The organism is Aeromonas taiwanensis (assembly GCF_000820165.1).
GTDB classification, from domain to species: domain Bacteria; phylum Pseudomonadota; class Gammaproteobacteria; order Enterobacterales; family Aeromonadaceae; genus Aeromonas; species Aeromonas taiwanensis.
Window position 1 is genome coordinate 41,651 of record NZ_CDDD01000065.1, and the last position, 14,888, is coordinate 56,538.

13 protein-coding genes, 2 tRNA genes and 1 pseudogene are annotated in these 14,888 nt (G+C 61.2%); 8 read left to right on the forward strand and 8 right to left on the reverse strand.

Annotation, left to right across the window (positions count from 1 at the left end):
• Nucleotides 1–26 precede the first annotated feature (26 nt).
• From BN1136_RS12105 to lolB, 7 genes are all read right to left on the reverse strand, one after another.
• Nucleotides 27–103 (reverse strand) — tRNA-Met (locus BN1136_RS12105).
• A gap of 1,498 nt (nt 104–1,601) precedes the next feature.
• Nucleotides 1,602–2,693 carry a redox-regulated ATPase YchF gene (ychF, locus tag BN1136_RS12110; RefSeq protein ID WP_043762075.1) on the reverse strand — a complete coding sequence of 364 codons (1,092 nt, stop codon included), beginning with the start codon at nt 2,691–2,693 and terminating at the stop codon, nt 1,602–1,604.
• A gap of 91 nt (nt 2,694–2,784) precedes the next feature.
• Nucleotides 2,785–3,381, reverse strand: a complete 597-nt coding sequence (gene pth / locus BN1136_RS12115; protein ID WP_039039597.1) for an aminoacyl-tRNA hydrolase — start codon at nt 3,379–3,381, stop codon at nt 2,785–2,787.
• 366 nt (nt 3,382–3,747) lie between these two features.
• The gene (locus BN1136_RS12120) at nt 3,748–4,695 is read right to left on the reverse strand and encodes a ribose-phosphate pyrophosphokinase (protein ID WP_010673845.1); all 948 of its coding nucleotides are present in this window, start codon (nt 4,693–4,695) and stop codon (nt 3,748–3,750) included.
• A gap of 185 nt (nt 4,696–4,880) precedes the next feature.
• A tRNA-Gln gene (locus BN1136_RS12125) sits at nt 4,881–4,955 on the reverse strand.
• Complete coding sequence (gene ispE / locus BN1136_RS19505) at nt 4,935–5,834, reverse strand: 4-(cytidine 5'-diphospho)-2-C-methyl-D-erythritol kinase (protein ID WP_231557873.1); 900 nt, start codon at nt 5,832–5,834, stop codon at nt 4,935–4,937. The genes BN1136_RS12125 and ispE overlap by 21 nt, the downstream gene beginning before the upstream one ends.
• The gene (lolB, locus tag BN1136_RS12135; RefSeq protein WP_043762073.1) at nt 5,834–6,412 is read right to left on the reverse strand and encodes a lipoprotein insertase outer membrane protein LolB; all 579 of its coding nucleotides are present in this window, start codon (nt 6,410–6,412) and stop codon (nt 5,834–5,836) included. The genes ispE and lolB overlap by 1 nt, the downstream gene beginning before the upstream one ends.
• Nucleotides 6,413–6,537: 125 nt before the next feature.
• Here lolB and hemA point away from each other — a divergent pair, with 125 nt between their 5' ends.
• The 7 genes from hemA (at nt 6,538) to BN1136_RS12170 (ending at nt 13,533) form a co-directional block, all read left to right on the forward strand.
• Nucleotides 6,538–7,797, forward strand: a complete 1,260-nt coding sequence (hemA, locus tag BN1136_RS12140; protein ID WP_043762072.1) for a glutamyl-tRNA reductase — start codon at nt 6,538–6,540, stop codon at nt 7,795–7,797.
• Nucleotides 7,798–7,847: 50 nt separating this feature from the next.
• A complete protein-coding gene (prfA, locus tag BN1136_RS12145) occupies nt 7,848–8,936 on the forward strand; it encodes a peptide chain release factor 1 (RefSeq protein WP_043762070.1) in 1,089 nt (362 codons plus the stop codon).
• Complete coding sequence (gene prmC / locus BN1136_RS12150; RefSeq protein ID WP_043762068.1) at nt 8,936–9,769, forward strand: peptide chain release factor N(5)-glutamine methyltransferase; 834 nt, start codon at nt 8,936–8,938, stop codon at nt 9,767–9,769. Before prfA ends, prmC begins: the two co-directional genes overlap by 1 nt.
• A gap of 43 nt (nt 9,770–9,812) precedes the next feature.
• Nucleotides 9,813–10,196: a SirB2 family protein gene (locus BN1136_RS12155; protein ID WP_043762067.1), complete on the forward strand. Its 384-nt coding sequence runs from the start codon at nt 9,813–9,815 to the stop codon at nt 10,194–10,196.
• 11 nt (nt 10,197–10,207) lie between these two features.
• A complete protein-coding gene (locus tag BN1136_RS12160) occupies nt 10,208–11,008 on the forward strand; it encodes a SirB1 family protein (RefSeq protein ID WP_043762066.1) in 801 nt (266 codons plus the stop codon).
• A 97-nt stretch (nt 11,009–11,105) separates the two neighbouring features.
• The gene (gene kdsA, locus BN1136_RS12165) at nt 11,106–11,960 is read left to right on the forward strand and encodes a 3-deoxy-8-phosphooctulonate synthase (protein ID WP_043762065.1); all 855 of its coding nucleotides are present in this window, start codon (nt 11,106–11,108) and stop codon (nt 11,958–11,960) included.
• 289 nt (nt 11,961–12,249) lie between these two features.
• The gene (locus BN1136_RS12170; protein ID WP_043762064.1) at nt 12,250–13,533 is read left to right on the forward strand and encodes a dicarboxylate/amino acid:cation symporter; all 1,284 of its coding nucleotides are present in this window, start codon (nt 12,250–12,252) and stop codon (nt 13,531–13,533) included.
• An 83-nt stretch (nt 13,534–13,616) separates the two neighbouring features.
• Here the strand turns inward: BN1136_RS12170 and grcA are convergent, their stop codons facing one another.
• Nucleotides 13,617–13,997: an autonomous glycyl radical cofactor GrcA gene (grcA, locus tag BN1136_RS12175; RefSeq protein WP_043762063.1), complete on the reverse strand. Its 381-nt coding sequence runs from the start codon at nt 13,995–13,997 to the stop codon at nt 13,617–13,619.
• Between the two features lie 637 nt (nt 13,998–14,634).
• Between grcA and BN1136_RS12180 the strand changes: the two are divergent.
• Nucleotides 14,635–14,888: pseudogene (locus BN1136_RS12180) on the forward strand (uracil-DNA glycosylase); the annotation flags it as partial.

Below are 14,888 nucleotides of genomic sequence, written 5' to 3' on the forward strand. Positions count from 1 at the left end.
CCGCTTGGCGATACCCCAACTAGAGATGGTGGCTATGACGGGATTCGAACCTGTGACCCCCGCATTATGAGTGCGATGCTCTAACCAACTGAGCTACATAGCCAACCTTGCTTCCAGTGCTTCGTTGCCTCATCACTGTGCGGCCGGAATTATGCGTATCTGGCTCTGGGGCGTCAACCCTTTTTTCCCCAGAAAAACGCAAAAGCGGTGAGTTTGGCGACTTCTTCGCCCGTGCTGCACAAAACCCCAACAATTCTCGCATTTTCAGCCCTTGCCGAGGCATTTTCTGGTGAGTGTCACCCGGGGGCGGCAGGCCGATAGAGGGTCCCGGCAGCATGGAACCGGATGAGGGCGTGGCGGGACAAGGGGAGTTAATATCAGCGAAATCATGCCGTTGCTTTCATTTGTTGCCTGTTTTTCGCGCCGTCACTCGAGCCGCTGCATTCCGCCCAGCCAGAGGTGGGCACCGAATCTGCTAGGTGGGGTGGTCTTTGACGACAAGAGAGGTAAACGCCTGTTCAGGGGCCAAGCCGGCCTGCCACCTCCTCTCTGGCTGGCGATGACAGTGGTTTTCAACGATGGCGCCCTGTTTTTGGCTGAAACCGCGATCTTCTCTACACGCTCGAGGACCGGCAACGTGCCAGCTGTCTCTGCCATCGTGAGTGCGTGGGCATCTTCCTGCGTGCTGGCCTCGATAAGAGGGGATGAGTGGAGGCAATGTCTTGTACAGTAGTTTGAATGTTAATTATTTGTAGAAACTCTTTTGATAATGAGTTGAGAGCGCTTGCGTATTGAATTCAAAAAAGATTTTGGTTGGCAGGCCAGCGAGGGTCAATGTGGGCCTTGGCCATAAGGAGTCCTGTGCGAGCGACTGAACTAAAATGATACTCGCAAGTCCAGCCCATTGGCTGGACAGAGGACGTTGATATGAAAACGTTAAAGCTTGCCTTGCTAATAGCAGCACCGCTATTTCTCGCCGCCTGTTCCTCCTCGCCCATTCCCGATGATCCCACTTCATCGGGGGGGGCTTCTTGGGAAGAGATGAGAAGTCCTTATGGCAAAGGAGGGGGTCGAAATTACTTTGTGGCCATCACGCCACAGGTTGATCAGAGAGAAGTCGTTGTTGTAACAAGATAAGTGTACCGCCCTGGCTCGCTTCCCCGGGGCCTACACCCGTTGTTCTTCCCCGTCTCGGCATACTCTTCCCCAGCGAAAAGCCCGCTCTCTCCCATTCCCGATATCTGAAGAGATCACCCAGAGTGCTCTCTTCAGGAACCGTCTGTTTCGTGGACATTCGTTTTATTGATTCCTGCCCCACGCATGCCACAAAGCGGCGATCTCTCCTTGTACACGGGAAGCGGCAAAAAGGGAGCAAGAAAAGGAATTAAGAGAAGGGGGTGAGCAATCCCGATGACGTACAGAGGAGAGCCGTTGCAGGGGATGGTGATTGGTGGGGGAGATGGAAGGCTGGCTGGCCGGGGTGACTGATGAGGGCGGGACTATGGTCGCAGCCTGACAGCAAGCGGGGTTGCTTCCTGGCTCGAACGGTGCCGAGCTCAGGGAGCAACCCCGCCATCAATGCGCTTTGATGGCGCAGGTGATTACACGTTGAACAGGAAGTTCATGATGTCGCCATCTTTGACGATGTAGTCCTTCCCTTCGGCGCGCATCTTGCCCGCTTCCTTGGCGCCTTGCTCACCCTTGTAGGTGATGAAGTCGTCGAAGGCGATGGTCTGGGCGCGGATGAAGCCTTTCTCGAAGTCGGTGTGGATCTTGCCTGCCGCCTGCGGGGCAGTGGCGCCGACCGGAATGGTCCAGGCGCGTACTTCCTTCACCCCGGCGGTGAAGTAGGTTTGCAGGTTCAGCAGCTCGTAACCGGAGCGGATCACCCGGTTCAGGCCCGGCTCTTCGATGCCCAGATCCGCCATGAACTCGGCGCGATCTTCGTCGTCCAGCTCGGCGATGTCTGCCTCGATGGCGCAGCAGACCACGACTACCACGGCGTTCTCGGCGGCGGCGATCTCACGCACCTTGTCCAGGAAGGGGTTGTTCTCGAAGCCGTCTTCCGCCACGTTGGCGATGTACATGGTGGGCTTGAGGGTCAGGAAGTTGAGGTGGGCAACGGCGTCCAGCTCCTCCTTGTCCAGCTTCATGCCGCGGATCATCTGGCCGTTTTCCAGCGCCACCTTGATCTTCTCCAGCACTTCCACTTCCAGCTTGGCATCCTTGTCGCCGCCCTTGGCACGCTTGGACTGGCGATTGATGGCGCGCTCGCAGGCGTCCAGATCGGACAGAGCCAGCTCGGTGTTGATCACCTCGATGTCGTCGGCCGGGGAGACCTTGCCTGCGACGTGAACGATGTTCTCGTCTTCAAAGCAGCGCACCACGTGACCGATGGCCTCGGTCTCACGGATGTTGGCCAGGAACTGGTTGCCCAGGCCCTCGCCCTTGGAGGCACCGGCGACCAGTCCGGCGATGTCCACGAATTCCATGGTGGTCGGCACGACACGCTGCGGATTGATGATGGCCGCCAGCTGGTCGAGACGAGGATCCGGCATGGGGACCACACCCGTGTTCGGCTCAATGGTGCAGAACGGGAAGTTGGCGGCTTCGATGCCGGCCTTGGTCAGCGCATTGAACAGGGTGGATTTGCCTACATTGGGCAGGCCCACGATACCGCATTTAAAACCCATGGATTGTTACCTTACTTGATGGATGCTGTTTGAGGGCCGCGCGGGCGACCCGTCGTGTTGTTCGCGCCTGGCATCTTGCCAGGCTCCGTGTTCAGACTTTCTCGGCCTTGAAACTGTGCAGGCGGTTCATGGCCTTGGTCATGTCCTGCTTGAACAGGATGTCGGTGGCGCGCAGGGACTCGTCCAGTGCGGCTTCGATCAGGCTCTGTTCACTGCTGGGCGCCTTGGTGAGCACGAAGCCGGCGACCAGCTCCTTGGCACCGGGATGACCTATCCCCAGACGCAGCCGGAAAAAGTTATTGTTGTTGCCCATCCTGGCGATGATGTCCTTGAGACCGTTGTGGCCACCGTGGCCGCCACCCTGCTTGAACTTGGCGATGCCGGGGGGCAGGTCCAGTTCGTCGTGGGCCACCAGGATCTCTTCCGGGGCTATCTGGTAGAAACGCGCGAGCGCTGCCACGGCCTTGCCGGAGAGGTTCATGTAGGTGTTCGGGATGAGCAGGCGTACATCCTGCCCGTCCACCAGGATGCGGGCGGTGTGGCCGAAGAACTTGGGCTCTTCGCGCAGGCTGACATTGTGCCAGCGGGCCAGCTGCTCCACATACCAGGCCCCCGCATTGTGGCGGGTCTTGGCATATTCGGGGCCGGGATTTCCCAGCCCGACAATCAGTTTGATTTGACTTGTCACGCTTGATGTCTTCACTCGCTACTTGCCATGAGCGGATGGCCCGGGGCAATGGGACGCAATATTCTAGCCGCCGACTGGCGATCACTCAACCAAAGTGCGGCAACGGTCAGCGAAAAGCCGAGATCCTGTGGTCATGGGGCTGGCCCCTGATGGTTTTTCACGTTGACATGGTTGGTGTGTGCCCGGCTGCCTGGGAGGGGCGAAGCGCTAGCTCCGTGGCATCAAGCGTGAAGCGGGAGGCCGGGGTCAGCTTTGCGGGCGCAGGTGTGGCCACTCAGGTCGGCGCAGGATCCCGGGAGATTGCGGTGTGCAGGAGACCAAAAAACAAAAACCGCCGTTCGGCGGTTTTTGTCACAACGGGGTCTATCAATGCTCGAACATGGCAGAGATGGACTCTTCGTTGCTGATACGACGGATGGCCTCTGCCAGTACGGAAGAGAGGGTCAGCTGCTTGACCTTGCCGACTGCCTTCATCTCCGGGGTGAGCGGGATGGAGTCGGTGATGATCAGCTCGTCGATCACGGAGTTCTTGATGTTTTCAACGGCAGTGCCGGAGAAGACAGGGTGGGTCGCATAGGCGAACACGCGCTTGGCACCGCGCTCTTTCAGTGCTTCGGCCGCCTTGCACAGGGTGCCACCGGTGTCGATCATGTCGTCGACGATGACGCAGTCACGACCGGCAACGTCGCCGATCAGGTGCATGACCTGGGAGACGTTCGGGCGGGGACGACGCTTGTCGATGATGGCGATGTCGGTGTCGTCCAGCAGCTTGGCGATGGCACGGGCACGGACCACGCCGCCGATGTCCGGCGACACGACCACGGGGGATTCGAGGTTCTTGGCCTTCATGTCTTCCAGCAGCACAGGGCTGCCGAACACGTTGTCGACGGGGACGTCGAAGAAGCCCTGGATCTGTTCGGCATGCAGGTCAACGGTCAGCACACGGTCCACACCCACGCTGGAGAGGAAGTCGGCGACGACCTTGGCGGTGATGGGCACACGGGCGGAGCGGACGCGGCGGTCCTGACGGGCATAACCAAAGTAGGGGATAACGGCAGTGATACGGCCAGCTGAAGCACGACGCAGTGCGTCCACCATGACGATCAATTCCATCAAATTGTCGTTGGTCGGGGCACAGGTGGATTGAATGATGAAGATATCGCCACCGCGTACATTCTCGTTGATCTGTACGCTGATCTCGCCGTCGCTAAAGCGACCTACGGCAGCATTGCCGAGTTTGATAAACAGGCGATCTGCGATCTTCTGGGCTAGTTCCGGCGTTGCGTTACCAGCAAACAGCTTCATGTCAGGCACGGTTTGAAACCTCGGGGTTGCATCCAGTATGTGGGGAGTCTGATTCCAGACCCGGATCGTTTGGGGGCAAACGATTCAGCAAGATGACGGACAAGGTCACAGCACAGGAAAAATGGCCCCGCATCACCCCCTACAGGGTGGGTGGACAGGGGGGCGTCCACCTCTGATGCGTCATCATGCCAGTTTGGCTGGGGTACTAGGATTCGAACCTAGGAATGGCGAGATCAAAACCCGCTGCCTTACCGCTTGGCGATACCCCAATCACTGACTTGTTGCAAAGTGGCGAAGAGTGGTGATATGTTCTCGCCCTTGGCGACAAACCCATCCCAGCCTTCCGGCACTTTGGCCAACACCTTCCGAGCAGCCATTTCGTCTTCAAATTGAGCAAAGACGCAGGCGCCAGTGCCCGTCATTCTTGACGGCGCGTATTCTAGCAACCAGCCGAGCGCATTGGCAACCTCGGGGTGGCGCTTTTTCACCAGCAATTCGCAATCGTTTTTCCACTCTCCGTCCAGCAGGTTGTGCAATGCCATTTTCGGGGTATTTCTCGGCAGATCCGGATCCTGGAACACGGCCGCCGTTGCGACATGGCAGTCTGGCTTGAGCACCAGATACCAGGCAGAAGGCACCTCGACCGGCTGCAATCGTTCACCCACCCCCTCGGCAAAGGCGGCCTTGCCGCGCACGAACACAGGCACGTCGGCGCCGAGTTGCACGCCGAGTTCGGCCAGCTCGTCTTCACTCAAGCCGGCCCGCCAGAGATGATTGAGGGCCACGAGGGTAGTGGCCGCATCGGACGAGCCACCGCCGATGCCGCCACCCATGGGCAGCACCTTCTCCAGCCGGATGTGGGCCCCCTGGGGGCTTGGCAACCTGGCCTGGAGCAGGCGAGCGGCGCGGATGATGAGGTTCTGCTCATCGGGCACGCCGGGGATCGCGGGGCTCAGGGTGAGCTGGTCGCTGGCCGGGATCGGCTCGAACGCGAGCCAGTCGCCGTGATTGAGGAAGATGAACAGGGTCTGCAGCTCGTGGTAGCCGTCGGGGCGGCGACCGTTGACGTGCAGGAAGAGGTTGAGCTTGGCCGGTGCAGGCCAGCGGATCTGGCCCGGGCTCATCATGGTGCTGTGCTCCTGGGTCATCACTGTGCCAGCGTCCACTGGTTGATCTGCAGCTTGAGGCGGCTCTCCTGACCCGTCATGGTCAGCAGGTGCGGCAGGCGGTAACCGTCCTGATCCCGGTAGTCGCCATAGACGATCTGCCACTGGCCATCGCGCACGCTGGCGAGGCTGGCGTCGGGGTTGAGCTCGAACTCGGCGTTGCCCGGCAGCCCCTTGATCCACTCCGGCAGCCCGGCCACCGGGATGTGCCAGCCGGTGAGCTGGTAGACGAGCGCCTCGGCATCCTGGCTCTGGTGCAGCTTGCCGTCGTTGTCGAGCAGGCTCACCTCGCCCTTGCTGCGGGAGAGCTCCAGGATGTGGGTACCGATGAGGCTGGTGAGGTTGAGGCGGTAGTCGTCGCCATCCTGTTGCCAGTTGAGGCGTGCGCTGCCCTTCTGCCGGGCGGTGATGATGGCCATCTTGCCCGACAGCTGCCAGTGGGTGAGGCGCTCGAGACGGGCTCGCTCCTGCTGCCAGTTGACCTGATCCCGCTGGGGTTGAGTGGTGGTACAGCCCGCCAGCACCAGCAGGCAGGCGAGGGAGAAGATACGCAAGAACAAGGTCGTGCTCCGAACAAAAGGTTTGCCACAGTATACGGGGCGGCCGTATCGCTTTTAAAGACTTACCCTTTCTCGTACAATTGTCGGCCTTTACACCCTGTGCATGAAACGATCATCACCCATCCATGAGTCTGCTTGCCCTCGGAATCAACCACAACACCGCCAGTGTCGCCTTGCGGGAGCGGGTCGCCTTTGGCCCGGACCGCATCGATCGCGCCCTGCGTGAGCTGGTGGAGCAGCCTGGCGTCAGCGAGGCGGTGATCGTCTCCACCTGCAACCGCACCGAGCTCTACTGCAGCCTGGAGCAGGGGCAGGGGGAGCAGGTCCTGAACTGGTTGCAGCGCTTCCACGAACTGGAGGCGAGCGAGGTGCTCTCCGCCATCTACCAGCACAGGGACGAGGAGGCGGTGCGCCACCTGATGCGGGTCGCCTGCGGTCTCGACTCCCTGGTGCTGGGGGAGCCGCAGATCCTGGGGCAGATAAAGCAGTCCTACGCCCATGCACAGCAGGCGGAAGCGGTAAAGGGATCCCTGGAGCGGTTGTTCCAGAAGTCCTTCTCGGTGGCCAAACGGGTGCGGACCGACACCGAGATCGGCGCCAGCGCGGTCTCGGTGGCCTTCGCCGCCGTGAGCCTGGCCCGGCGCATCTTCTCCGATCTCTCCCAGACCAAGGTGTTGCTGGTCGGTGCTGGCGAGACCATCGAACTGGTGGCCCGTCACCTGCGCGAGCAGAACGTCACCCGCATGATGGTGGCGAACCGCACCCTGCAGCGGGCCCAACTGCTGGCCGAGGAGTTCGGCGCCCAGGTGATGACCCTGGAGGAGATCCCGGACTACCTGCACGAGGCGGACATCGTCATCAGCTCCACCGCGAGCCCCTTGCCCATCCTCGGCAAGGGCATGGTGGAGCGGGCGCTGAAGGCCCGCCGCTTCAGGCCCATGTTCCTGGTGGACATCGCCGTGCCCCGCGACATCGAGGCCGAGGTGGACGAGCTCTCCGACGCCTACCTCTACACGGTGGACGATCTGCAGGGCATCATCGAGCAGAACCTCGAGACCCGCAAACGGGCGGCCGCCGAGGCGGAGCTCATCGTCCAGGAAGAGCGCGACGACTTCATGGGCTGGTATCGCAGCCAGCACTCGGTGGATCTCATCCGCGATTATCGCCACCAGTCCCAACTGGTGGCCGACGAAGAGCTGCAACGCGCCCTGCTGGCCCTGCAACAGGGCGAGCATGCCGAGCAGGCCCTCAAGGCACTGGCGCACCGTCTCACCAACAAATTGATCCACGCACCGACCCAGGCCCTGCGCCAGGCCGCCGCCCAGGGGGATACCCACAAGCTGGCCCAGCTGCGTCAGGTGCTGGGGTTGTCACAAGAGTCATAGTGTTGGGGCGGCCTTTGGCCGTCCCGTCCTCCATCGAGAATCCAAGAGTTATGAACCCGTCATTGATCAGAAAGCTGGAAGGCCTCATCGAGCGCCACGAAGAAGTACAGGCCCTGCTCGGGGAGCCCGGGGTCGCCTCGGATCAGGACAGATACCGCGCCCTGACCCGGGAATATGCCCAGCTGGAAGACATCGTTCACGGCTTCCAGCGCTTCCGTCAGGCGGAGGAGAACCTCGAGACCACCCGGCTGATGCTGGAAGAGGAGGATGCCGACCTGCGCGAGATGGCGCAGGAGGAGCTGCCGCTGGCCAAGGCCGAGTTCGAGGCCCAGGAGCAGGCGCTGCAGGTGATGCTGCTGCCGCGCGACCCCAAGGATGACAACAACTGCTATCTGGAAATCCGCGCCGGCGCCGGTGGCGACGAGGCGGCCATCTTCGCGGGGGATCTGTTCCGCATGTATTCGCGCTACGCCGAACGCCAGGGGTGGCGCGTCTCCATCGTCAGCTGCAACGACGGCGAGCACGGCGGCTACAAGGAGGTGATCGCCAAGGTGGACGGAGAGCATGTCTACGGCCGTCTCAAGTTTGAATCCGGTGGTCACCGGGTACAGCGAGTGCCGGAAACCGAGTCCCAGGGGCGGGTCCACACCTCCGCTTGCACCGTCGCCGTGTTGCCGGAAGTGCCGGAAGCCGAGCAGATCGAGATCAACCCGTCCGAGCTGAAGATCGACACCTTCCGCGCCTCCGGGGCGGGCGGCCAGCACGTCAACAAGACCGACTCCGCCATCCGCATCACCCACCTGCCCACTGGCCTGGTGGTGGAGTGCCAGGACGAGCGCTCCCAGCACAAGAACCGCGCCAAGGCGATGTCGGTGCTCTCCGCCCGCCTGCAGGCGGCCGAGGATGAGCGCCACCGCGCCGCCGAGCAGAGCACCCGCCGCAACCTGGTGGGATCCGGCGATCGCTCCGAGCGTATCCGCACCTACAACTACCCCCAGGGGCGCCTCTCCGAGCACCGCATCAACCTCACCTTGTACCGCCTCGGCGAGATCCTGGAGGGGGATCTGGACTGCGTGATCACCCCCCTGGTGCAGGAGTATCAGGCCGACCAGCTCGCCTCCCTGGCCGAGAGCAACTGATGCAGATCCAGCAGGCCCGCGCCCACATCATGGCGACGTTGGCCTCCGGGGAGTCCCCCCGCGCCGATGCCGATGCCCTGCTGTGCCATCTGCTGGAGTGCCGGCGCAGCTACCTGATGACCTGGCCGGAGCGCGAGCTCGATGCGGCCCAGCAGGCGACCCTGCAGGGCTGGCTGGCGCGCCGTCTGAACGGCGAGCCCATCGCCCACCTCATCGGGGAGCGGGAGTTCTGGTCGCTGCCGCTGAAAGTGAGTCCGGCGACCCTGATCCCGCGCCCGGATACCGAGGTGCTGGTGGAGCAAGCGCTGGCGCGGCTGCCTGCAGGCCCCTGCGCCCTGCTGGATCTCGGCACCGGCACCGGTGCCATCGCGCTGGCGCTCAAGTCCGAGCGACCCGATGCCGATGTATGGGCCGTGGACAGGATGCCGGAGGCCGCCGCCCTGGCCCGCGCCAACAGCGCCGCGCTGGGCTTGCCCGTCACGGTGCGGGACGGCAGCTGGTTCGAACCGCTCTCGGGCGCCCCGCGATTTGCGATGATCGTCTCCAACCCCCCCTACATCGACGGAGCGGACCCGCACCTCGATCAGGGGGACGTGCGCTTCGAGCCCCGCTCCGCCCTGGTGGCGGACGAGCAGGGACTGGCGGATATCCGCCTTATCGTGGCAGGCGCACCTGCCCACCTGGTGTCCGGTGGCTGGCTACTGCTGGAGCACGGCTGGGATCAGGGAGCCGCAGTGCGTCAACTCCTGCTGCAGCAGGGCTACGACCAGGTGGAAACCGTGCGCGATTACGGTGATAACGAGCGAGTGACCCTGGGGCGGCTGGCTCAGTGATGATGACGGGCGGGAGGCTCCCGCCCTGGTGCAAGGAACTGTTATGTATGTTGCTCTCAAGCATCTGCACCTCGCCCTGATAGTCGGGGCCGTGCTGATGTTCATACTGCGCTTTTACTGGTTGCAGACCGGCTCCGCTCTGGCAGGGGGCGCCCGCACTCTCAAGGTGAGCGGCTGGCTCAACGGCCTGGTGGTGCTCACCGGCGTGCTGCTCTGCATGCTGCTGGGCCTCAATCCCTTGAACAACGCCATCCCCTGGCTCGCGGAGAAGCTGACCTCGGTGCTGGTGGTGGTGTTCCTGGCCATGATGGCCCTGCGCCTGGCACGCAGCAACGGCATTCGCTGGTTTGCCTTCCTGGGGGCCCTGGGGTGGATCTTCTTTATCGCCAAGCTTGCTGTCCTGAAACAGGCCAGCCTGTTCGGTTAGGGATGACGACGATGATACGCGTGGACGAATGGACCGATTTCGAAGCCCATGACATCGCCGAGCTGGCGCTGTCGGTGAGCGACGAGATCCGGGGACAGGGTGGGAGCGGGGAGGCCGAACTGGCCCGCCTCGACGCCTGGCTGGACGAGGCGATTGCCGAGGGGGACTGCGACGAGGTGCGCCGTCAGCTGTTGCAGGGGTTCTACCAGACCCTGGGGTTTCGTGGCGACTGGCAGGATTACTTCTCTGTGGCCAATTGCGACCTGAACCAGGTGCTGACCAGGCGCAAGGGCATACCGGTGAGTCTTGGCATCCTCATCATCCAGCTGGGCCGCAAGATCGGCCTGGATGTGGAGGGGATCTGCTTCCCCGGCCACTTCCTGCTGAGCTTCGCCGGCCTGGACGGGGAGGTCTATGTGGACCCCTTCAACGGTGACGAACTGAGCCGGCACCGCATCGAGCTGCTGCTGCGCGGTGCCCTCGGCAACCTGGCCATCCTGAGCGACGATCATTTGCAGCCTGCGGGCCAGTGGGAGATCATCGAGCGCCTGCTCAACGTCAGCAAGGGCGCCCTGCTGCGGGAGGAACGGATGACAGAGGCGCTGCGTTGCAGCGAACTGCTGCTGCGCATGAAGCCCGGCGATCCGCTGGAGACGCGGGACCGGGGCTTCATCTACGAGCAGCTGGACTGCCCGCGCTTCGCCGCCGACGATTTCGAATATTTTATCGAGCAATGCCCGGATGACCCTGTGGCCGACGTGCTGAAAACCCAGCTGGCCACGCTGGATCTGACCCCCAAGCCCCTCCATTGAGGAAGGGGCGAGATGAAACGTATCAAGGTCGACGTGCCCAGGCACAGCGGCTTAGCTTGGATTCGAACTCCAAGTCCCTTCACTGAGGAAGCCTGAGATGGAACAGAAGAATATCAAGGTCAATGGCATCGACGTCGCCAACGACAAGCCCTTCGTGCTGTTTGGCGGCATGAACGTGCTGGAATCCCGCGACATGGCCATGGCGGTGTGCGAGAAGTACGTGGAAGTGACCAGCCGGCTGGGCATCCCGTTCGTGTTCAAGGCGAGCTGGGACAAGGCCAACCGCTCTTCCATCCACTCCTACCGCGGCCCGGGTCTGGAAGAGGGGATGAAGATCTTCCAGGAGCTCAAGGCAACCTTCGGCATGCCGGTCATCTCCGATCTGCATGAACCGCACCAGGCCAAGGCGGTCGCGGAAGTGGTGGACGTCATCCAGCTGCCCGCCTTCCTGGCGCGCCAGACTGACCTGGTGGAGGCCATGGCCCGCACCGGCAACGTCATCAACATCAAGAAGCCGCAGTTCCTGAGCCCGAGCCAGATGAAGAACATCACCGACAAGTTCGAGGAGTGCGGCAACGATCGATTGATCCTGTGCGAGCGCGGCGTCAACTTCGGTTATGACAACCTGGTGGTCGACATGCTGGGCCTGGGCGTCATGAAGAAGAGCACGGGCGGCTACCCCGTCATCTTCGATGTGACCCACTCCCTGCAGTGCCGTGACCCCATGGGCGCCGCCTCCGGCGGTCGCCGAGAGCAGGTGGCCGAGCTGGCCCGTGCCGGCATGGCGGTGGGCCTGGCGGGTCTGTTTATCGAATCCCACCCTGACCCCAAGGTGGCCCGTTGCGACGGCCCGAGCGCCCTGCCGCTGGAGAAGCTGGAAGGCTTCCTCAAGCAGATGAAGGCCATCGACGATCTGGTCAAGGGCTTCGAGCCCCTCGACACCTCCGTCTGATCCCTCCGCTTTCCCGGACAACAATGCCCCGCCATGCGGGGCATTTTTTATTTTAAATATTCGAATGGCACTTGTTGTTGTCATATAACACTCATGTTTCCGTGGTGTTAATGATGTTAAATATGTTGTGTGATTGATGTCTCTTAATTGCCCTTTTTGACGTGCAAGAGTAGCGACCGTCTGGATGGTGAAAGGTATGAAGCGGGTGAGATAGCCAACTATCTCGCCGCGGATCGCTGCATGCATTTTTTGCCATCACCCGAGTCAATTAATTAACAGGACGTTGAGCATGCACAAGAAAATAGTCAGCAGCCTCTACTTTCAGGTGATATTGGCAATCACCATCGGCATATTGCTGGGGCATTTTTATCCAAGCCTGGGCGCCGATATGAAACCCCTCGGTGATGGCTTCGTGAAATTAATCAAGATGATCATCGCCCCCGTTATTTTCTGCACCGTGGTGACGGGGATCGCCGGCATGGAGAGCATGAAGGCGGTGGGCAAGACGGGGGCCATCGCGCTGATCTATTTCGAGGTGGTGAGCACCCTGGCCCTCATCATCGGCCTGTGCGTGGTCAACCTGCTGCAGCCCGGGGCCGGCATGAACGTGGACCCCTCTTCGCTCGACGCCAGCGCCATCTCGGTCTATGCGGATCAGGCCCAGTCACAGGGCATCGTCGCCTTCCTGCTGGACGTGATCCCGGCTAGCGTGATCGGGGCCTTCGCCGGTGGCAATATCCTCCAGGTGCTGTTATTTGCGGTCCTGTTCGGCTTCTCCCTGCATCATATCGGGGAGAAGGGAAAAACCATCTTCAATATCATTGATGGCTTCTCCCATGTTATTTTCGGGATCATCAACATGATCATGAAATTGGCACCGATCGGGGCATTTGGTGCCATGGCCTTCACCATAGGAAAATATGGCATCGGCTCCCTGGTACAGCTGGGTCAATTAATCGCAAGCTTCTATCTGACCTGCCTGCTGTTTATTTTCCTGGTGCTCGGCAGCATCGCCAAGGCCAATGGCTTCAGCATTGTTCGCTTTATTTCCTACATTCGTGAAGAGTTGTTGATCGTGCTGGGAACCTCCTCCTCCGAATCCGTCTTGCCGCGCATGCTGGTGAAGATGGAGGCGCTCGGCTGCAAGAAGTCGGTGGTGGGTCTGGTGATCCCGACCGGTTACTCTTTCAACCTGGATGGGACTTCCATCTACCTGACCATGGCCGCCGTCTTCATCGCCCAGGCGACCAATACCCCGCTGGACTTGTTCCACCAACTCACCCTGCTGGTGGTGCTGCTCATCTCCTCCAAGGGGGCGGCCGGGGTGACCGGGAGCGGCTTCATCGTGCTGGCGGCCACCATCTCGGCGGTGGGGCACCTGCCGCTGGCGGGGCTGGCTCTGATCCTCGGGATCGATCGCTTCATGTCGGAGGCCCGCGCCCTGACCAACCTCATCGGCAACGGCGTCGCGACCCTGGTGGTGGCCCGCTATTGCGATCAGCTTGATGAGGAGAAGATGCAGGAGGCCCTGGCGAAACCCGTGGCGGCCAAGCCGGTGGATCTGCGGGGCTGAACCGTCCTTTGAGCATGACGGTTACCCATAAAAAAAACGGCCCGCACGGGCCGTTTTTTCATTCGTTTTTTACGCAGAGTGACTTACAGGCTCTGGGTGAAGGTACGGGTGACCACGTCACGCTGCTGCTCCGGAGTCAGCGCGTTGAAGCGCACGGCGTAGCCGGAGACGCGGATGGTCAGCTGCGGGTACTTCTCCGGGTTGGCGATGGCGTCTTCCAGGGTCTCGCGGCGCAGCACGTTGACGTTCAGGTGCTGACCCCCTTCGACCACCGGCTCGCTCTGGACCGGCAGTTCACGGTATTCGAACTGGCCGAGATCAGCCAGGTTGACTTCCTGATCGGCGGCGAAGCTGTCGCCCTTGGCGCAGATGCAACGGGCTTGCTGCTTCTCTTCGTCCAGCAGCCAGAAAGAGTTCAGCAGTGCGGTATTGGCGGACTGGGTGATTTGGATGCCCTTGATCATGGTATGACTCCTCATAGGAAAGCGGATTCAACGGTAAGCACATTACCCTGATGTTTTTAAACCACCTGGATGACGGGATGATTTAACGGGGCCTTGCCTTACACCTTTACTTCGTTGGGGTCATATATATCACGATGGTAATAATACGAAAATTGATCCAAATCAATAAATGCGCGTTTTTTCGGCGCGGCAAGATATTAATTTATTGAGTTTAATCAAAAAGAGATCATTTTTGCGATTTTGTAAGATATATGAATTATGCATTTTTGAATATCTATATCTAGTAAATTAACTACATCTTTAGTCCTTTTTTCATGTCACGGGATGGCTGAGGGGGAGGGGGAAGACATGAACTCCCTCCCTGCCCGTGGCAGGGGGGAGCCGTCTCCCGGGCTATCCCCCTTGGTCGAATGCTCGTCTTCACACCCTGCAAGCAGGCAGCGCGAGCCGCACCCATGGCGGGCGGCCCTGGCCGGGCTGCGGTTGCGTCTTGCCGCCCGGGCCCCTATCCTGAGCCCCTTGCTTCGTTGACCGGGGTGACGCGGCGCCAGCCTGGACAGAAAGGTGGCGTCGGAGCAGGGGAGGCTGGTGCGCCAGCCTGGGTTGTCGGTGTGATTTGCGAAGAGAGGAGACGGGCGTGCTGACCTGGAAAGATGTGATTGGTTCGGAGAAAGAGCAGGAGTACTTCAAGACGACCCTGGCGACGGTCAGGGCCGAGCGGGAGGCTGGCAAGGTGATCTATCCGCCGGCGACCGAGGTCTTCAACGCCTTCAAGCTGACCGAGCTGGACGAGGTCAAGGTGGTGATCCTGGGGCAGGATCCCTATCACGGCCCGGATCAGGCTCACGGCCTCTGCTTCTCCGTGCTGCCCGGCGTGCGCACGCCTCCTTC